The sequence below is a fragment of the Rhodobacter sp. P1_C2 genome, from assembly GCF_056406375.1.
Genome location: NZ_JBFUAG010000007.1, coordinates 138,131 through 153,683 on the forward strand (window position 1 = coordinate 138,131; position 15,553 = coordinate 153,683).

A 15,553-nucleotide genomic window follows, 5' to 3' on the forward strand; every position below is an offset into this window, starting at 1 on the left:
CTGTTGTTCCCGCCCAGCTAAGGCGGAGGCTGCGGCAAAGCTTCGGGCGGATTGTGGCAAGCTTGCGGAGTTTCCCTAAAAGGCCCCAGGTCTCCGCCCCGCGTCGCGCCCGGCCTTACGGGTCGAAACGGTAGCCGAAACGCGCGATATCCTCGGCGCAAAGGTTGGCGATCAGCCCGGCGCTCTCGGCGTCGTAATAGGGCCGCCAGTCGCGCGCTCGCCCGGATTCGTTGGCCCGCGCCAAGGGGGTGAGGCGAAAGCCCAGATGCGCCTCGAAGGGGGCAAGGTCCTGGTCCAGATGCTCCAGCCGGGCAAAGAGGCTGGCGCGCTCCTGCCCGAACCGGTCGCGCAGATAGGCGCCATAGGGCCAAAGTGCGAGGGCGGTACGGGTCTGCGGGTGGCTCAGGAAATCGGCGAAACCATGGCTTTTGGCCAGGCCCACCGCGGGATGGGCGAAATGCTGGTCGCGCAGCCAGTGGTAATAGCTGACCGCCCGGTCCCAGGGGTTGCGGACCAGGGTGAAGGTGAAGAATTCGGCGATCTCGGCATCGCTCGCCAGCCCCGCGATGTCCGACAGCGAGGAATGCTTCCACAGACGCCCGCGCGCCTTGACCCCCGCCACCCGCCCGCGCCGCGCCCGCGCCTTGGGCGTGTCGCCGATCAGGATATCCTCCTTCATCGCCCGCGCCTCCAGCGCCAGCGCCAGCGCCGTCCCGCCGGTCTTGGGGATATGGACAAAGATGAAGCGGCGCCCGCGCGACAGGATCATGCCCGGTCTCGCCTGCCAGCGGCGGAGGCCTCCGGCGGGGATATTTGAACCAGTATGAAAGGGCAGACCCGCGTTTTCATGCTTGCCCAAATATCCCCCGCGGAGCGTTCAGGGCCGATGCGGGGAATGCGAAGGGGCATGGGTCAGACCGGGTTGGGCAGGGGTTCGCCGTCCAGATGGGCGAAGAGGTTGTCGAGCGCCATCATCCCCATCGCTTCGCGCACCTCAAGGGCGGCGGTGCCGAGATGGGGCAGCAGGGTGACATTCTCCAGGGCCTTCAGGGCCGGCGAGACCCGGGGTTCGAATTCGTAGACATCGAGGCCCGCGCCGGCGATCCGGCCGCCTTGCAGGGCGGCGACGAGGGCCGCCTCGTCCACCACGTCGCCGCGGGCGATGTTGATGAAGATCGCCTCCGGGCGCATGAGGGCGAAGGCCTCGGCCCCGATCAGGTGGTGGGTGCTGGTCCCGCCCGGGACAGCGACGACGACGATATCGGCCTGCAAGACCTCGGCCAGCGGAAGCTGGCGGGCGGGCAGGTCGGTCAGGGTCAGGGGAGAGCGGTTGTGGAAGACCACCTCCATGCCAAAGCCGAAATGGCAGCGCCGCGCGATGGCTTGCCCGATCCGCCCCATGCCGATGATCCCGACCCGGCGGCCGGTCACATGCATCCCCAGCATCTGGGTCGGATGCCAGCCCTGCCACTGGCCGGCGCGGACCAGCCTTTCCCCCTCGCCAGCGCGGCGGGCGGTCATCAGGATCAGCGTCAGGGCGATGTCGGCGGTGGCATCGGTCACCGCGCCCGGCGTGTTGGTCACGTCAAGACCCGCCGCACGGGCGGCCTCGGCGTCGATGTGGTTGTAGCCCACGCCGAAATTCGCCAGAATCCGGGCGCGCGGCGTGGGGACATCGGCAAAGACCTCGGCCTTGAAAAGGTCGCCCAGCGTCGGCAGCACCGCATCATACTCGCGCAGCGCGGCGCGCAGGTCCTGCGGCGACAGGGGCGTCACCTCCTGCCGCAGGGTCACGTCGAAACGGCTGCGGGCGCGGGCGACGACCGCTTCGGGCAGGCCCCGGGTGATCAGCAATTTCTGCATCAGAAAAGCTTGCCCCCCAGCGGCACATCCTGCCCCGGACCGATCAGCACCACCGCGCCCTCGGCATCGGGCAGGCCCAGCACCAGCACCTCTGACAGGACCTTGCCGATCTGGCGGGCTGGAAAGTTCACCACCGCCAGCACCTGACGCCCGATCAGCGCCTCGGGCGTGTAATGCACGGTGATCTGGGCCGAGGAGCGCTTCTCGCCGATCTCGCCACCGAAATCGACCCAGAGCTTGTAGGCGGGCTTTCGCGCCTCGGGATAGGGTTCGGCGCGGGTGATGCGGCCGACGCGGATATCGACCTTTTCGAAATCCTCGTAGGTGATGGTCATTTGCCAAGCTCCCGCCCGCGTTCGGCGGCGGCATGGACGGCGCGCTGCATCAGGGGCGGCAAGCCGTTCTCGGGGTCCATCAGATGGGCGAGCGCCGCCGCTGTGGTGCCGCCGGGGGAGGTCACGTTGATGCGCAGCTGGTCGGCCGCCTCGGGTGAGCGATAGGCCAGCTCCCCTGCCCCGCAGACCGTGGCGCGGGCGAGTTTCATGGCAACCTCCGGCGACAGGCCCTCGGCCATGCCGGCGGCGGCCAGCGCCTCGATCATGTGGAAGACATAGGCCGGGCCGGAGCCGGAGACCCCGGTCACCGCGTCGATCTGATGCTCGCCCTCCAGTTCGACCACCTCGCCCACCGCCTGCATCAGCGCGCGCGCCAGTGGCAGGCCGCTGAGGCCCGGGCCATTGGCGCAGATGCCGGTGATGCCGCGCCCGACCATCGCCGGCGTGTTGGGCATGGTGCGCACGATGGGGGTATGCTGGCCCAGGGCCGCCTCGAAGGTCGCAATCGAGGTGCCGGCGGCGATCGACACGAAGAGGGTCTTGCCGTTGCCAAGCGCCTGCAGCGCCGGCAGGGCCGCGCCCATCATCTGCGGCTTGACCGCCAGCAGCGCCACGGCGGGCGCGGGCGGGATGCCTTCGTTCAGATGCACGCCCGCGGTTTTCAGCCAGTCTGTCGGGTTGGGCTCGATCACCCAGACCGAGCCGGGCGGCACCCCGGCCCCCAGCCAGCCGGTCAGAAGGGCCGTGCCCATCTTGCCGCATCCCAAAAGAACCAATCCCTGCCGGGCCACCGCTTCTAGCATCTTCGCCTCCGAACTTTCGGGGGCAGGTTAGGCGCGACCGTAAGCCTCGGCAATGGCGACTTTCATCGCGGTCTGCGGCGTGTGGTCGGACCAGCTGACGAGCTGGAAGGCCGGGTAGAAGCGCTCGCAGGCCATGACAGCCGAGGCGATCAGGTGGTCGATCTGCTCGGGATCCGGGATCTGCCCGCCCGACAGCGGCAGGCCATAGCGCCAGACCATCAGCTTCTGGTCGGTCCAATAGGTGAAAGCCCCGGTCCAGACCATGTCGTTGCAGCGGTTGAGGATGTCATAGATCGCGGGCAGACGGTCCTCGGGGGGCTCCATCTCGAAGGTGCAGATCAGGCGCAGGGTCTCGTCCTGCGGCGACCAGGCGAGGGTCAGCGAATAGGTCCGCCACTGGCCCTCGACCGCCATGGCGATCTGATTGTCGGTGATGCGGTCGAACTCCCAGGCGTGGTGTTCGGCGAGGGTCTCGACCACGTCGATCGGGTGCAGATCGTCCGACGTCATGAAATCTTCCGCAAGTGACATGCCTGGCCTCATTATAACGCCACCGGAGGACCTGGACCCACTAGCAGCTGGGTGTCTGGCAACAAACTGCGATACCCGTTGCAGTTCTTACTAGATATTGTGGAGGCCTGGGGGAAGTCTGTAAAGCGTTTTGTCAGCAAATCTTCTGTGGACAAGTTGTTTTGCCCGATTTTGGCGCGTCAGGGTCGGGCCGACGCCACGGCACATCGCCCGCGCGGGGGCGTGGGGTCTTGCGGAGGGCGTGGCAGGTTACCGGGCGGCGGTGAAGGCCGCCCGGCCGGAGCTCATCCGAGGGCGGAGAGCAGATCGCCGAGCACGATGGAAGCGGCGATGAGGCCGAAGATGGCCAGTTTCACGACGGGGCTGCGCATCTCAAAATCCTTTCAGCATATAGGCCGCAAGGAGGATGAGTCCCGTGGTGACGAAAATGAGGATCCAGTTCATCAGGATCGGCTCTTTCGGCGGCGCCGCGGGGGCGCCCTTGGCGGCAGGTTCCGCGGGTTTGGGCGGTGTGGTCATATGTGTCCTCGACAGTGCAAGCAAGGCCGCACGCCCGCAAGGCGGCGGCGGTTCAGGGTCTGCTTTGCAAGTCGAGGTTCGGGGGCGCGCGGGCCTGCCAACCCGTGGGCAGATGGAGGGCGACCCGCAGAAGGGGCTGCGGCATCAGGATCGCGGCGACGCCGAGGGGGGCGGCGGGCAGCGACGCCGGAAGGGGCGGAAGGACTGCGGCGGGATGCGGCGCGCCGGGGTTCCGCTCGGCCTTCGCCGGGGCCAGCCGGGGGCTTGCGAGGTGCAGGACCACGGGCCTTGTGTCGAAATGCGACGGGCCGTCCTGCAGGGCGGGCAAGGCCAGCGACTGGCTGGTCACCACGAAGAGCACAAGGCCGAGACAGAGGCCGAAGGCGCGCAGGAAGCGGCGCAGTTGGGCGTGTTTCTCTGGCATCGGGCGGCGCGGTTCCTTCTGGCTTCCTTCTAGATAGGGGCGGCGGCGGTGGATGCCAAGCCGGAAGCCGCGGTGGCGTGGCCTAGCGCCCTTTCCGGTGCCGATCATTTGACCGGGACCGGCGTTGCCTTGATCTGCCGCCGTGGTAAGCCAAGGCGAAACGTCGCCGGAGGCCCCATGTTCACCGCAAGCTGGAACGGAACCGAACTCGCCCGCAGCGCGGATGTGATCGAGGTCGAGGGGCGGCTTTACTTCCCCAGCGCGGATGTCTCGCACCGCCATCTGGCCCCTGCCCCGGACCGCAGCATCTGCGAATGGAAGGGCGGCGAGGCGGATTACTTCGATGTCGTGGTGGCGGGTCAGGTCAATCGGGCCGCCGCCTGGCGCTATCAGCAGCTGGGCGCGCATGCCTCCGCCATCATCGGCCGCATCGCCTTCTGGAAGGATGTGGCGGTCGGCTGGACCGGCGCGGGCGCCGCACCCCGCCCCGCCCGGATCGAGGCGCGCACGCCCAATGTCGCCAAGGCGCTCGGCGCGACCGATGTGGTCTGGCAGCCCGCCCTGGCCGGGGTCCTGCCTCTGGCCCCGGGCGAGGTCTTTGCGGGCTACCTCATCCCCTCGCTGCGGGTGATCGTCGATGTCATGGCCACCCCGCCCGACCCCGAACGCCCCGCCCGCATCGCCGAAGCCGGGATGCGGGGCGAGGCCGTCACAGCCTGGAACACCGCGCATCCCGAGGCAACCTATGGCTATATCGCCGTCTGGGGCTCTGCCACGCCGGATGCCGACAAGATCCAAGCCCTGCGCCGGCATGGCGTGGTCCTGGCGCTGTCCTGAACCGGTGGAGCGACGGCAGCGCCACAGCATCTTGTCCAAACCCATCTTCCCCCTTGCCCTGAACCCCCTCCTCCTGTAGTGGGACGCATCCAGCGGTTCCGGGTCTCCCAGAATCGCTGGTTTGTCATTGGCCCACCAGATCAACGGTTACCCTCGGGGCCGTCTGGTGAACGGAAAAGGAAAAGGCGCATGGACGCCCAAGAACTGCGTGCGAAGACCCCCGACCAGCTGCGTGATCAGCTTGTCGCGCTGAAGAAAGAAGCGTTCAACCTGCGCTTCCAGGCAGCAACCAACCAACTTGAGAACACCTCGCGCATCGGCAAAGTCCGCAAGGATGTCGCCCGTGTCCGTACCGTGCTGGCCCAAAAAGCCGCCGAAGCCGCGAAGTAAGGAGAGACCGATGCCCAAACGTATCCTGCAAGGTGTCGTGACCTCGGACAAGAACGAGCAGACGATCACCGTTCTTGTCGAACGCCGCTTCAAGCACCCCGTTCTGCAAAAGACGATCCGCAAGTCCAAGAAGTACCGCGCTCATGACGCCTTGAACCAGTTCAAGGAAGGTGACGTGGTCCGCATCGAGGAATGCGCCCCGATTTCGAAGTCCAAACGCTGGACGGTTGTCACTGACGCGACTGCGTGAGTGCCTTTCGTCTTGAACTGAAACGAAACCCTGGGGGTATCCTGCCCCCAAAGGTCGGAGAAAACTAAATGATCCAGATGCAGACCAATCTGGATGTTGCTGATAACTCAGGCGCTCGCCGGGTTCAGTGCATCAAGGTTCTGGGCGGTTCGCACCGCCGCTATGCATCCGTGGGCGACATCATCGTGGTGTCGGTCAAGGAGGCAATTCCGAAAGGTCGCGTGAAGAAGGGTGACGTCCGCAAGGCCGTCGTCGTCCGCACCGCCAAGGAAGTTCGTCGCGAAGACGGCACCACCATCCGTTTTGACCGCAACGCTGCCGTCATCCTGAACAACCAGGGTGAACCGGTCGGCACGCGTATCTTCGGGCCGGTTGTCCGTGAACTGCGCGCCAAGAACTTCATGAAGATCATCTCGCTGGCTCCGGAGGTGCTCTGATGGCCGCTAAGCTCAAAAAGGGTGACAAGGTTGTCATCTTGACCGGCAAGGACAAGGGCAAGCAGGGCGAAATCTCCGCCGTGTCCCCCAAGGACAATGCCGCGATCGTCGACGGTCTGAACACCGCCATCCGTCACACCAAGCAAAGCCAGACCTCGCAAGGCGGCCGGATCGCCAAGGCGATGCCGATCGACCTGTCGAACCTCGCGATCGTCGATGCCAATGGCAAGCCGACCCGCGTGGGCTTCCGCATGGAAGGCGACAAGAAGGTCCGTTACGCCAAGACCACCGGGGAGGCGATCTGATGCTCGACCAAGCCACCTATACCCCGCGTCTGAAGGCCGAATACCTGGCCACCTTCCGCGCCGCTCTGAAGGCCGAATACGGCTACAAGAACGACATGCAGATCCCGCGTCTGGACAAGATCGTCCTGAACATGGGCGTCGGCGAAGCGGTCAAGGACACCAAGAAGGTCAAGCAAGCAGCTGAAGAACTCAGCCTGATTGCCGGTCAAAAAGCGGTCATCACCCACGCCAAGAACTCGATCGCCGGGTTCCGTGTGCGTGAGCAGATGCCGCTGGGCTGCAAGGTCACCCTCCGGGGCGACCGGATGTATGAATTCCTCGATCGCCTGATCACCATCGCCCTGCCCCGCGTCCGCGACTTCCGCGGCGTGAAAGGCACGTCCTTCGATGGCAACGGCAATTACGCGATGGGCTTGAAAGAGCAGATCGTGTTCCCGGAAATCGACTTCGACAAGGTCGACGAGATCCTGGGCATGGACATCATCATCTGCACCAACGCCAAGACCGATGCAGAAGCGAAGTCGCTGCTCAAGCTCTTCAAAATGCCCTTCACGTCCTGATCGCGAGGAATCCAACAATGGCCAAAAAATCCATGGTGAACCGCGAAGTGAAGCGCGCCAAGCTCGTGCAGCAGCACGCAGCCAAACGCGCCGCACTGAAGACGGTTATCTACGACCAAACCAAACCGATCGAAGAACGCTTCAAGGCGACCGCCAAACTGGCTGCCCTGCCGCGCAACTCCTCGGCCACCCGTATCCACAACCGCTGCCAGCTGACCGGCCGCCCGCACGCCTATTACCGCAAACTCAAGCTCAGCCGCATCATGCTGCGTGATCTCGCCTCCTTCGGCCAGATCCCCGGCATGGTGAAGTCGAGCTGGTAAGGGGAGCGCAGAAAAATGATGATGAACGATCCCATCGGCGACATGCTGACCCGTATCCGCAACAGCCAGATGCGCGGCAAATCCACCGTCAAGACCCCGGCTTCCAAGCTGCGGGCCTGGGTGCTGGATGTGCTCGTCGCGGAAGGCTACATCCGCGGCTACGAATCCACCAAGACCGAAAACGGCCAAGGTGAACTGACCATCAGCCTCAAGTACTTTGAAGGCACCCCGGTCATCCGTGAGCTGAAGCGCGTGTCCAAGCCGGGCCGCCGCGTCTACAACTCGATCAAGGACGTCACGCCCGTGCGTAACGGTCTTGGCATCGCAATCCTGTCCACCCCCAAGGGTGTGATGACGGACGCAAATGCACGCGCAGCCAATGTTGGCGGCGAAGTGCTTTGCACCGTATTCTAAGGGAGGGGTAATATGTCTCGTATTGGCAAAAAACCCGTCGCCTTGGGCAAGGGCGTGTCTGCCTCGATCTCGGGTCAGACGATCGAAGTGAAGGGCCCGAAGGGCACCCGCAGCTTCACCGCTGGCGACGACGTGACGCTGACCATCGAAAACGAAACGGTCAAAGTCACGCCGCGCGGTCTCTCCAAGCGGGCCCGCTCGCAATGGGGCATGAGCCGCTCGATGATCCAGAACCTGGTCACCGGCGTCACCACCGGCTTCAAGAAAGAGATGGAAATCCAGGGCGTGGGTTACCGCGCCGCGATGAAGGGCAAAGACCTTCAACTGTCGCTGGGCTTCAGCCACGAAGTGATCTTCGAGGTGCCCGAGGGTGTGACCGTCGCTTCGCCGAAGCAAACCGAAATCTCTGTGGAAGGCATTGACCAACAACTCGTTGGCCAGGTCGCCGCGAACATCCGCGCTTGGAAGAAGCCCGAGCCCTACAAGGGCAAAGGCATCCGCTACAAGGGCGAGTTCGTCTTCCGCAAGGAAGGCAAGAAGAAGTAAGGGGCAAGAGAAATGGCATTGAAAAAAAGAGAGCTGTTCCTCAAGCGCCGTCTGCGCGTTCGGAACCGTATCAAGTCGGTGGCTGCTGGGCGTCTGCGCCTCTCGGTTCACCGCTCCAGCAAGAACATCTCGGTCCAGTTGATCGATGATGTGAAGGGCATCACCGTCGCTTCGGCGTCTTCTCTCGAGAAGGATCTGGGCGTCGTGGGCAAAAACAACGTCGAGGCGGCCGCCAAGATTGGCGCGACCATCGCCGAGCGTGCTCTCAAGGCCGGTGTCGAAGTGGTGTACTTCGATCGCGGCGGTTTCCTCTTTCACGGTAAGATCAAGGCTTTGGCCGACGCTGCCCGTGAAGGCGGCTTGAAGTTCTGAGGAGATAGACAATGGCAGAACGTGAAAACCGCCGGGACAATCGTGGTGGCAATGACCGCCGCGACAATCGGCCCGAGGAAACCCCGGAGTTCGCAGACCGTCTGGTCGCGATCAACCGCGTGTCCAAGACCGTGAAGGGCGGCAAGCGCTTCGGCTTTGCAGCTCTGGTGGTTGTGGGCGATCAGCGCGGTCGTGTCGGCTTCGGCAAGGGCAAGGCCAAGGAAGTTCCGGAAGCGATCCGCAAGGCGACCGAGCAGGCCAAGCGCTCGCTCATCCGCGTGCCGCTGAAGGACGCCCGCACCCTGCACCACGACATGGAAGGCCGTCATGGCGCCGGTAAAGTCGTGATGCGCACCGCCGTTGCGGGTACCGGTATCATCGCCGGTGGTCCGATGCGCGCTGTGTTCGAAATGCTGGGTCTGCAGGACGTGGTTGCCAAATCGATCGGCACCTCGAACCCCTACAACATGATCCGCGCCACCATCGACGGTCTGAAGTCCGAAACCTCGCCCCGCCAGGTTGCCGCGCGTCGCGGCAAGAAAGTGGCCGAGATTCTGGGCAAGCCCGCCGCTGAAGTTGTGGAGGCCTGATCATGACCGCAAAGAAAACCATCGTCGTGCAGCAATACGCTTCCGCTGCCCGTCGCCCGGCTGTGCAGACTGCGACCCTCAAGGGTCTGGGCCTGAACAAGATCCGCCGCACCCGTGAGCTGGAAGACACCCCGTCCATTCGTGGCATGGTGGCTGCTGTCTCGCACATGGTGAAGATCATCGAAGAGCGCGGCTAAGGACGGAAGGGGGCAACCCCGACCTGCCTTACGCCCTGACGCCCCGCCGCAAGGTGGGGCGTTTCGTCATTTTACGGTCGCTTAACTTATACGTCCTCACGCCAAGCCCGTGTTACCCTGCGGCACTCTCCTGGTTTCAGGAGTTTCAAGGGAGGAAGCAATGTCTGCAAAATACGCCGGTGGCTGCGCCCATGTGCATGTCACCTCCGACGCCGAGCCGATCGACAACCACGAATGCCATTGCAACGTTTGCAAGGCCGTGACCGGCCAGCAGCATACCCATGTGGCCTTCTTCAACTATGGCGACGTGAAGGTTGACCACCCCGAAAAGATGAAGCGCGTGCCCTTCAACGCCAGCAACCCCAACGGCCCGCTGGAAATCTGCCTGTGCACCGAATGCGGCGCCGTGCTGATGCTGGACGACAAGCAGCACCGCATCCGCGTCGCCGTGCCCAATGTCATGGGCTATGACGACGCGAGCTTTCCGAAGGCCACTTACCACGCCTTCTGGGACGAGACGAAAGGCTATGAGAAGCCCCACGACGGCCGCCCGGTGTTCGAGGGCCTGCGGCCCGAGTTCGTCTGGCCGATGGGCGCCTGAACGCTGGAACATGATGCAGCGCCCCGCCGCAAGGCGGGGCGTCCTGCATGGCGGCCCTGCGCGGCCAAGGCTTGATCTTCGGCCCCGAAGCGGGAAGGTTGTCCCGCGTCCAAGCCAGAGAGGGCCCCGCATGCTGGTCACCATCGCAATCCTGTTGTCCTGCCAGCTGGCAGGCGAGGTCATCGCCCGCGCGCTTGCCCTGCCCGTCCCGGGGCCGGTGATCGGCCTCATCCTTCTCTTCAGCGCCTGCACCCTGCGCCCCGCCCTGGCCGAGCGGGTCGGCCCGGTGGCGCGCGGTTTCCTCGGCTATCTGTCGCTGCTTTTCGTGCCGGCCGGGGTCGGCGTCGTGGCCAATCTGGGCATCCTCGCCCAGAACGGCCTCGCCATCGCGGTGGTGGTCATGGCCAGCACGGTGATCGCGATGCTGGTCAGCGTCGCCACATTCCTTCTAATGCACCGCATGGCGGGGGGCGCGGAATGACCGACGTCGCCCAGATCTGGAGCTATCTGTCCACCGAGCCGCTTTTGTGGCTGACCTGTACCATCGTGGTTTATCTCGGCACCGATGCCCTGTCGCAAAAGCTGAAGCGCCATCCGATGGCCAACCCTGTGCTGTTCGCCGTGGCGGTGATCGCGGCGATCCTCTGGGTCAGCAAGACCCCCTATGCCACCTATTTCGACGGCGCGAAGTTCATCCACTTCCTGCTGGGCCCCGCCACAGTGGCGCTGGCCGTGCCGATCCACGCCAACCTTGCCACGATCCGCAAGACGGCGATCCCGATCCTTGGCGCACTGGTGGCGGGGTCGCTGGCGGCGGCGGTCTCGGCGGTGGCACTGGCCGCGGCCCTGGGCCTGCCGCGGCAGATCATCGTCTCGATCGCGCCGAAATCCACCACCGCCCCGGTCGCCATCGGCATATCCGAGCAACTCGGCGGCCTGCCGACCCTGACCGCGGTGCTGGTGATCCTGACCGGGATCTTCGGCGCCATGGTGGTCACCCCGATGATGAACGCGCTGAAGATCCGCGACTGGCGGGCGCGCGGCTTTGCGGTCGGCGTCGCCTCACACGGGATCGGCACCGCCCGCGCCATCCAGGTGAACGAGACGGCGGGCGCCTTTGCCGCCATCGGCATGGCGCTGAACGCGGTGCTGACCAGCATCCTGGTCCCGATCGTGGTGGCGCTTCTTCTGTGATTCGGGGCGCGGCGGCCGGCCCTGTGCCTCTGGCCGATCAGCCAGATCCTGCCAGCCCGCCGCGCCATCCGGCGCTTTTTGGCCATGCGCCTTGCTGCCCCTTCCCCACGCCACCTATGATCGCCCCCCTCGGGCCGCCGACGCGGCCCCTGTCTTGACGAACTTAGAAGGAGCGCAGGATGCCGAAAGCACCCAAGATCGGACTCATTGGATTTGGCCGGGCAGGCAAGGCGGTGGCGACCGTCCTTCTCAATTCCAAGGAGGCCGATCTGCAATGGGTGCTGCGCAAGTCGCGCAAGCTGGAACATCATTCGGTGCCCGAATTTCTGGGTATCGAATCCGAAGAAGCGGGCTTCATCCTCTGCGCCGACGAGTTCAGCGCGGCCGAATTGCTCGACATGTTTCCCGTCGATGTGATCGTCGATTTCTCCGGCCCCGAGGCGCTGCGTTACTATGGGGAGGAGGCCAAGCGGCGGAAACTGACCGTGATTTCGGCGGTGGCCGAATATGGCGAGGAGGATCTCGCCTATCTGACCACGCTGTCGCACAGCATCCGGGTGATGCATTCGGACAATGTGACCCTGGGCATCAACTTCCTTCTGGTCGCGGCCAAGGTGCTGAAGCGGATCGCGCCCGACAGCGACATCCAGATCATCGAGGAACATTTCCGTTCGAAGACCGAGGTTTCCAGCCCGGCCCGGATGCTGGCCGATGGTCTGGATGTGCCGCAGGACGAGATCAAGTCGATCCGGGCCGGCGGCATCATCGGGGTGCATGAGGTGCTTTTCGGCTTTCCCTATCAGACCGTGCGCCTGAAACATGATGCCATCGCGCGGGATGCCTTCGGCACCGGCATCCTCTTTGCGCTGCAGAACCTGCCGGAGGTCTCCAACGGGCTCTTCTCGATGGAGGATCTGCTGGCGCCGCATTTCGACCTGCGCCGCGACGAGGCGGAGGGGGACAAGGCCTCGCTCTGGCGGTTCTGGCCGGGGATCTGAGCGGCCCGAACCCTAGCGCAGCAGCGCCAGCAGGTCGGGCGAGGGCGTGCCGGTGACCGGCAGCCCCTGCGCCCGCTGAAAGCCCGCGATGGCGGCGCGGGTCTTCGCCCCGAAGACCCCGTCGGTCGAGCCGGTGTCATAGCCCAGCCGCGTCAGCCTTTCCTGCAGGCGGATGCGGTTGGCCTGGGTCAGCCCATTGGCATCGGGCGGAAAGCCCTGGACCAGCGGCCCCTTGCCCGAGATCCGGTCCGACAGATAGCCGACCCCCACCATGTACAGCGTCGAGGAATTGTATTTCCCCAGCACACGGCCGTTGTGGAACAGCAAGAACCCCGGGCCCGAGGTGGTGACCAGCCGTGCCGCGCCGTGGTCGGGCACCTGCCCGCCCCGCCCGGTCAGCAGCCCCAGCTTGCGCCAGTCGGCGACCGAATGGACTTTGCCCCCCTGCGCCGCCGCCGCCTTGGAGACCTGAACCTCCATCCCCCAGGGCTGGCCCTTCTGCCAGCCGGCGGCCTTGAGGTAGCGCGCAGCCGAGGCCAGCGCATCGGCGGGATCATCGCTCCACACATCGCGGCGGCCGTCGCCGTTGTAGTCGACCGCATAGGACAGATAGGTGGTCGGGATGAACTGGGTATGGCCCATCGCCCCCGCCCAGCCGCCCGTCATCTGATCGGCGCCGATGTCGCCATGGGCGAGGATCTGCAAGGCGGCCATCAGCTGACCCTCGAAGAACTCGGCACGCCGCCCCTCGTAAGCCAGGGTGGACAGGGCCGAGATGACCGGGATCGTGCCGCGCTTGGTGCCGTAGAAGCTTTCCACCCCCCAGATCGCCGCCACCACCCGCGCCTCGACCCCATAGCGCGCCTCGAGCTGCGAGAGCACGCGGGACTGCTGCCGCAAGGCCTTGGTCCCCATCTTGATCCGCTCGGGCGAGGCGGTGATGGCGAGGTAATCCTCCATCCCGTAGATCGATTCCGCCTGGGCGCGGTCGCGCGCGATCACGTCGGGCAGAAACCCGGCATGACGGAAGGCCGCATCCAGCGTCCGCTTCGAGATGCCGCGTTTCAGCGCGCGGGCGCGAAAGCGGGCAACCCATGCGTCATAGCCCGCATTGGGCACCGCCGCGAAATCCTGCGCAAGAGCCGGGGCCGCCAGAAGGGAAGCGAGGCCAAAAATCGTCGCACGGCGCGTCAGGTCCATCACATTCCCCATCCCGGTTCCAAGGCTTTGGGTCAGCCTAGCTGCACCATCCCGCCAACCCAAGCGCAAAGCTCGGGCCTTGCCATTCTTCGCCCAAAGCGCGATAGGCAGTGCCCTGCTGCGGGGCGTAAAGTCACCGCAAAGCCCTTGCTGCATTGGATGCTGGAACCGCCATGGCCGTGACCTCCCTGCCCGATCTTGTGGCCGCAGGCCTGACCTCTGCCGAGGAGGCCGAGGGGCTTGGCCCGGTGGTGGACCAGTTCCGCCTGCGCATCACGCCCGAGATGACCCAAAGCGACCCGGGCGTGGCGCGCCAGTTCGTGCCCAGCCTGAGCGAGCTTCTGATCCGCGCCGAGGAACTCGCCGACCCGATCGGCGACCGCGTCCACGAACCCGCCCCCGGCCTGACCCACCGCTACAACGACCGGGTGATCCTGCATGCGACGCAGACCTGCGAGGTCTATTGCCGCTTCTGCTTTCGCCGCGAGACGGTCGGCTCGGAAGGCCATCTGCCCGAGGCGGACCTGCAGAAGGCGCTCGACTACATCGCCGCCACCCCGGCGATCTGGGAGGTGATCCTGACCGGCGGCGACCCGATGGTCCTTTCGCCGCGCCGGCTGAAAAGCCTGATCGACCGGCTTGCCGCCATTCGCCATGTCGAGGTGATCCGCTTTCACACCCGCGTGCCGGTGGTGGCGCCCGAGCGCATCTCGGCCGACCTCATGGCCGCCTTGCAGACCCGCCCCGCCGTCTATGTCGTGGTTCACACCAACCACCCGGCGGAACTGACCCCTGCCGCCTGCGCCGCCCTCGCGCGGCTTGCGGGCGCGGGGGTGCCGCTTTTGTCGCAGACGGTCCTCCTCAAGGGCGTGAACGACCGGGTCGAGGTGCTGGAGGCGCTGTTCCGCGGGTTGATCCGCAACCGCGTCAAACCCTATTATCTGCACCACGCCGATCTGGCCAAGGGCACCAGCCATTTCCGCACCACGATTGCCGAGGGTCAGGCCCTGATGGCGGCCCTGCGCGGGCGGATCTCGGGCATCTGTCTTCCGACCTATGTGCTGGATATTCCGGGCGGCCACGGCAAGGTGCCCGTCGGCCCCGCTTATCTGACGCAAGGCGAGGACGGCCAGCGCCGGGTCACCGACCCGAGTGGCGCGGAGCATCCCTACAGCGACCGGATCGGCGGCCTCGCGCCCAATTGAAGCCCGCAGGGGTGGAGAACCGGCCCGGAGGCCCTATATTGAGGCCATGAAAAAGCTTCGTGCCGCATTTTTTGCCCCGCTCGCCCTGTGTTTCGGCCTTTCCGCCCAGGCGGCAGAGGTGCCTCTGTCGGACCTGTCGACCTATATCAACAGCCTGACCACGGCCGAGGCGCGGTTCGTCCAGACCAATGCCGACGGAAGCATCGCCAAGGGCCGCATCGTGATCCAGCGTCCGGGCCGGGCGCGCTTTGAATATGATCCGCCGAACAAGAGCCTGGTGCTGGCCGCCGCCGGCTCGGTTGCGATCTTCGACGCGAAATCCAACCAGCCGCCCGAGCAATATCCGCTGGCACGGACGCCGCTGAACCTGATCCTCGCACCCAAGGTCGATCTTTCGGCCGCCCAGATGGTGATCGGCCACAGCGAGGTCAACGGCAACACCCATGTCGTGGCGCAGGACCCCAAACACCCCGACTATGGCACGATCGAGCTGATCTTCAGCGAAAATCCGGTCGCCCTGACCCAATGGATCATCACCGACGACATCGGCAACAAGACCTCGGTCGCGCTGGATTCGCTGAAGGTCGGCGGCACCTATCCGGGCAGCCTGTTCTCGATCAACGCCCAGACCGCCAAGGACAAGCGCTGAACATCAGTTC

Annotated in this window: 26 protein-coding genes; 18 read left to right on the forward strand and 8 right to left on the reverse strand. The window is 65.2% G+C overall.

Translation table 11 applies throughout. The features are described from left to right. Positions 1-115: 115 nt before the first annotated feature. From AC1DZT_RS13040 to AC1DZT_RS13070, 7 genes are all read right to left on the reverse strand, one after another. Positions 116-769, reverse strand: coding sequence for a sulfotransferase family 2 domain-containing protein (locus tag AC1DZT_RS13040; protein WP_478007074.1), 654 nt, complete (start codon positions 767-769; stop codon positions 116-118). Between the two features lie 143 nt (positions 770-912). Further along, a complete protein-coding gene (locus tag AC1DZT_RS13045) occupies positions 913-1,863 on the reverse strand; it encodes a 2-hydroxyacid dehydrogenase (protein WP_478007075.1) in 951 nt (316 codons plus the stop codon). Further along, positions 1,863-2,198, reverse strand: a complete 336-nt coding sequence (locus tag AC1DZT_RS13050) for a tRNA-binding protein (protein WP_478007076.1) — start codon at positions 2,196-2,198, stop codon at positions 1,863-1,865. The genes AC1DZT_RS13045 and AC1DZT_RS13050 overlap by 1 nt, the downstream gene beginning before the upstream one ends. Beyond that, positions 2,195-3,001 (reverse strand): pyrroline-5-carboxylate reductase, encoded by an 807-nt coding sequence (gene proC, locus AC1DZT_RS13055; RefSeq protein WP_478007077.1) that lies wholly within the window; start codon positions 2,999-3,001, stop codon positions 2,195-2,197. Before proC ends, AC1DZT_RS13050 begins: the two co-directional genes overlap by 4 nt. A gap of 27 nt (positions 3,002-3,028) precedes the next feature. Beyond that, positions 3,029-3,532 (reverse strand): type III secretion system chaperone family protein, encoded by a 504-nt coding sequence (locus tag AC1DZT_RS13060; RefSeq protein WP_478007078.1) that lies wholly within the window; start codon positions 3,530-3,532, stop codon positions 3,029-3,031. Between the two features lie 372 nt (positions 3,533-3,904). Beyond that, complete coding sequence (locus AC1DZT_RS13065; protein ID WP_478007079.1) at positions 3,905-4,051, reverse strand: hypothetical protein; 147 nt, start codon at positions 4,049-4,051, stop codon at positions 3,905-3,907. A gap of 52 nt (positions 4,052-4,103) precedes the next feature. Beyond that, the gene (locus AC1DZT_RS13070) at positions 4,104-4,475 is read right to left on the reverse strand and encodes a hypothetical protein (protein ID WP_478007080.1); all 372 of its coding nucleotides are present in this window, start codon (positions 4,473-4,475) and stop codon (positions 4,104-4,106) included. 177 nt (positions 4,476-4,652) lie between these two features. Here AC1DZT_RS13070 and AC1DZT_RS13075 point away from each other — a divergent pair, with 177 nt between their 5' ends. The 16 genes from AC1DZT_RS13075 to AC1DZT_RS13150 all read left to right on the forward strand — a co-directional run bounded on the left by AC1DZT_RS13075 (position 4,653) and on the right by AC1DZT_RS13150 (position 12,489). Further along, positions 4,653-5,312, forward strand: coding sequence for a DUF427 domain-containing protein (locus AC1DZT_RS13075; protein ID WP_478007081.1), 660 nt, complete (start codon positions 4,653-4,655; stop codon positions 5,310-5,312). Between the two features lie 189 nt (positions 5,313-5,501). Further along, positions 5,502-5,702 carry a 50S ribosomal protein L29 gene (gene rpmC / locus AC1DZT_RS13080; RefSeq protein ID WP_477999927.1) on the forward strand — a complete coding sequence of 67 codons (201 nt, stop codon included), beginning with the start codon at positions 5,502-5,504 and terminating at the stop codon, positions 5,700-5,702. A gap of 10 nt (positions 5,703-5,712) precedes the next feature. After that, a complete protein-coding gene (gene rpsQ / locus AC1DZT_RS13085; RefSeq protein ID WP_478007082.1) occupies positions 5,713-5,952 on the forward strand; it encodes a 30S ribosomal protein S17 in 240 nt (79 codons plus the stop codon). Between the two features lie 68 nt (positions 5,953-6,020). Then, positions 6,021-6,389 carry a 50S ribosomal protein L14 gene (gene rplN, locus AC1DZT_RS13090; protein ID WP_091302592.1) on the forward strand — a complete coding sequence of 123 codons (369 nt, stop codon included), beginning with the start codon at positions 6,021-6,023 and terminating at the stop codon, positions 6,387-6,389. After that, positions 6,389-6,694, forward strand: coding sequence for a 50S ribosomal protein L24 (gene rplX / locus AC1DZT_RS13095; protein ID WP_478007083.1), 306 nt, complete (start codon positions 6,389-6,391; stop codon positions 6,692-6,694). The genes rplN and rplX overlap by 1 nt, the downstream gene beginning before the upstream one ends. Next, positions 6,694-7,254 (forward strand): 50S ribosomal protein L5, encoded by a 561-nt coding sequence (rplE, locus tag AC1DZT_RS13100; protein ID WP_478007084.1) that lies wholly within the window; start codon positions 6,694-6,696, stop codon positions 7,252-7,254. The genes rplX and rplE overlap by 1 nt, the downstream gene beginning before the upstream one ends. Positions 7,255-7,271: 17 nt before the next feature. Next, positions 7,272-7,577: a 30S ribosomal protein S14 gene (rpsN, locus tag AC1DZT_RS13105; protein ID WP_477999931.1), complete on the forward strand. Its 306-nt coding sequence runs from the start codon at positions 7,272-7,274 to the stop codon at positions 7,575-7,577. Positions 7,578-7,592: 15 nt separating this feature from the next. Continuing rightward, the gene (gene rpsH / locus AC1DZT_RS13110; protein WP_478007085.1) at positions 7,593-7,991 is read left to right on the forward strand and encodes a 30S ribosomal protein S8; all 399 of its coding nucleotides are present in this window, start codon (positions 7,593-7,595) and stop codon (positions 7,989-7,991) included. A 12-nt stretch (positions 7,992-8,003) separates the two neighbouring features. Next, positions 8,004-8,537 (forward strand): 50S ribosomal protein L6, encoded by a 534-nt coding sequence (gene rplF, locus AC1DZT_RS13115; protein WP_478007086.1) that lies wholly within the window; start codon positions 8,004-8,006, stop codon positions 8,535-8,537. Between the two features lie 12 nt (positions 8,538-8,549). Continuing rightward, the gene (gene rplR, locus AC1DZT_RS13120) at positions 8,550-8,909 is read left to right on the forward strand and encodes a 50S ribosomal protein L18 (protein ID WP_478007087.1); all 360 of its coding nucleotides are present in this window, start codon (positions 8,550-8,552) and stop codon (positions 8,907-8,909) included. Between the two features lie 11 nt (positions 8,910-8,920). Next, the gene (gene rpsE / locus AC1DZT_RS13125) at positions 8,921-9,499 is read left to right on the forward strand and encodes a 30S ribosomal protein S5 (protein ID WP_478007088.1); all 579 of its coding nucleotides are present in this window, start codon (positions 8,921-8,923) and stop codon (positions 9,497-9,499) included. A 2-nt stretch (positions 9,500-9,501) separates the two neighbouring features. Then, positions 9,502-9,696, forward strand: a complete 195-nt coding sequence (gene rpmD / locus AC1DZT_RS13130) for a 50S ribosomal protein L30 (protein WP_478007089.1) — start codon at positions 9,502-9,504, stop codon at positions 9,694-9,696. Positions 9,697-9,856: 160 nt separating this feature from the next. Next, complete coding sequence (locus AC1DZT_RS13135; RefSeq protein WP_478007090.1) at positions 9,857-10,297, forward strand: GFA family protein; 441 nt, start codon at positions 9,857-9,859, stop codon at positions 10,295-10,297. 130 nt (positions 10,298-10,427) lie between these two features. Next, a complete protein-coding gene (locus AC1DZT_RS13140) occupies positions 10,428-10,778 on the forward strand; it encodes a CidA/LrgA family protein (protein ID WP_478007091.1) in 351 nt (116 codons plus the stop codon). Continuing rightward, the gene (locus AC1DZT_RS13145) at positions 10,775-11,491 is read left to right on the forward strand and encodes an LrgB family protein (RefSeq protein WP_478007092.1); all 717 of its coding nucleotides are present in this window, start codon (positions 10,775-10,777) and stop codon (positions 11,489-11,491) included. The genes AC1DZT_RS13140 and AC1DZT_RS13145 overlap by 4 nt, the downstream gene beginning before the upstream one ends. Before the next feature lie 179 nt (positions 11,492-11,670). Then, a complete protein-coding gene (locus AC1DZT_RS13150) occupies positions 11,671-12,489 on the forward strand; it encodes a dihydrodipicolinate reductase C-terminal domain-containing protein (protein WP_478007093.1) in 819 nt (272 codons plus the stop codon). A gap of 12 nt (positions 12,490-12,501) precedes the next feature. Here the strand turns inward: AC1DZT_RS13150 and AC1DZT_RS13155 are convergent, their stop codons facing one another. After that, positions 12,502-13,689 (reverse strand): lytic murein transglycosylase, encoded by a 1,188-nt coding sequence (locus tag AC1DZT_RS13155; RefSeq protein WP_478007094.1) that lies wholly within the window; start codon positions 13,687-13,689, stop codon positions 12,502-12,504. A gap of 173 nt (positions 13,690-13,862) precedes the next feature. Between AC1DZT_RS13155 and AC1DZT_RS13160 the strand changes: the two genes are divergently transcribed. Both AC1DZT_RS13160 and AC1DZT_RS13165 read left to right on the forward strand, forming a co-directional pair. Beyond that, positions 13,863-14,894, forward strand: coding sequence for a lysine-2,3-aminomutase-like protein (locus tag AC1DZT_RS13160; RefSeq protein ID WP_478007095.1), 1,032 nt, complete (start codon positions 13,863-13,865; stop codon positions 14,892-14,894). 46 nt (positions 14,895-14,940) lie between these two features. Next, complete coding sequence (locus AC1DZT_RS13165) at positions 14,941-15,543, forward strand: LolA family protein (protein WP_478007096.1); 603 nt, start codon at positions 14,941-14,943, stop codon at positions 15,541-15,543. Positions 15,544-15,553 lie beyond the last annotated feature (10 nt).

Excerpts from the sequence above, each read along its gene's own strand:
- AC1DZT_RS13040 (WP_478007074.1), bottom strand. The coding sequence starts at position 769 with ATGATCCTGTCGCGCGGGCGCCGCTTCATCTTTGTCCATATCCCCAAG.
- AC1DZT_RS13045 (WP_478007075.1), bottom strand. The coding sequence starts at position 1,863 with ATGCAGAAATTGCTGATCACCCGGGGCCTGCCCGAAGCGGTCGTCGCC.
- AC1DZT_RS13050 (WP_478007076.1), bottom strand. The coding sequence starts at position 2,198 with ATGACCATCACCTACGAGGATTTCGAAAAGGTCGATATCCGCGTCGGC.
- proC (WP_478007077.1), bottom strand. The coding sequence starts at position 3,001 with ATGCTAGAAGCGGTGGCCCGGCAGGGATTGGTTCTTTTGGGATGCGGC.
- AC1DZT_RS13060 (WP_478007078.1), bottom strand. The coding sequence starts at position 3,532 with ATGTCACTTGCGGAAGATTTCATGACGTCGGACGATCTGCACCCGATC.
- AC1DZT_RS13065 (WP_478007079.1), bottom strand. The coding sequence starts at position 4,051 with ATGACCACACCGCCCAAACCCGCGGAACCTGCCGCCAAGGGCGCCCCC.
- AC1DZT_RS13070 (WP_478007080.1), bottom strand. The coding sequence starts at position 4,475 with ATGCCAGAGAAACACGCCCAACTGCGCCGCTTCCTGCGCGCCTTCGGC.
- AC1DZT_RS13075 (WP_478007081.1), top strand. The coding sequence starts at position 4,653 with ATGTTCACCGCAAGCTGGAACGGAACCGAACTCGCCCGCAGCGCGGAT.
- rpmC (WP_477999927.1), top strand. The coding sequence starts at position 5,502 with ATGGACGCCCAAGAACTGCGTGCGAAGACCCCCGACCAGCTGCGTGAT.
- rpsQ (WP_478007082.1), top strand. The coding sequence starts at position 5,713 with ATGCCCAAACGTATCCTGCAAGGTGTCGTGACCTCGGACAAGAACGAG.
- rplN (WP_091302592.1), top strand. The coding sequence starts at position 6,021 with ATGATCCAGATGCAGACCAATCTGGATGTTGCTGATAACTCAGGCGCT.
- rplX (WP_478007083.1), top strand. The coding sequence starts at position 6,389 with ATGGCCGCTAAGCTCAAAAAGGGTGACAAGGTTGTCATCTTGACCGGC.
- rplE (WP_478007084.1), top strand. The coding sequence starts at position 6,694 with ATGCTCGACCAAGCCACCTATACCCCGCGTCTGAAGGCCGAATACCTG.
- rpsN (WP_477999931.1), top strand. The coding sequence starts at position 7,272 with ATGGCCAAAAAATCCATGGTGAACCGCGAAGTGAAGCGCGCCAAGCTC.
- rpsH (WP_478007085.1), top strand. The coding sequence starts at position 7,593 with ATGATGATGAACGATCCCATCGGCGACATGCTGACCCGTATCCGCAAC.
- rplF (WP_478007086.1), top strand. The coding sequence starts at position 8,004 with ATGTCTCGTATTGGCAAAAAACCCGTCGCCTTGGGCAAGGGCGTGTCT.
- rplR (WP_478007087.1), top strand. The coding sequence starts at position 8,550 with ATGGCATTGAAAAAAAGAGAGCTGTTCCTCAAGCGCCGTCTGCGCGTT.
- rpsE (WP_478007088.1), top strand. The coding sequence starts at position 8,921 with ATGGCAGAACGTGAAAACCGCCGGGACAATCGTGGTGGCAATGACCGC.
- rpmD (WP_478007089.1), top strand. The coding sequence starts at position 9,502 with ATGACCGCAAAGAAAACCATCGTCGTGCAGCAATACGCTTCCGCTGCC.
- AC1DZT_RS13135 (WP_478007090.1), top strand. The coding sequence starts at position 9,857 with ATGTCTGCAAAATACGCCGGTGGCTGCGCCCATGTGCATGTCACCTCC.
- AC1DZT_RS13140 (WP_478007091.1), top strand. The coding sequence starts at position 10,428 with ATGCTGGTCACCATCGCAATCCTGTTGTCCTGCCAGCTGGCAGGCGAG.
- AC1DZT_RS13145 (WP_478007092.1), top strand. The coding sequence starts at position 10,775 with ATGACCGACGTCGCCCAGATCTGGAGCTATCTGTCCACCGAGCCGCTT.
- AC1DZT_RS13150 (WP_478007093.1), top strand. The coding sequence starts at position 11,671 with ATGCCGAAAGCACCCAAGATCGGACTCATTGGATTTGGCCGGGCAGGC.
- AC1DZT_RS13155 (WP_478007094.1), bottom strand. The coding sequence starts at position 13,689 with ATGGACCTGACGCGCCGTGCGACGATTTTTGGCCTCGCTTCCCTTCTG.
- AC1DZT_RS13160 (WP_478007095.1), top strand. The coding sequence starts at position 13,863 with ATGGCCGTGACCTCCCTGCCCGATCTTGTGGCCGCAGGCCTGACCTCT.
- AC1DZT_RS13165 (WP_478007096.1), top strand. The coding sequence starts at position 14,941 with ATGAAAAAGCTTCGTGCCGCATTTTTTGCCCCGCTCGCCCTGTGTTTC.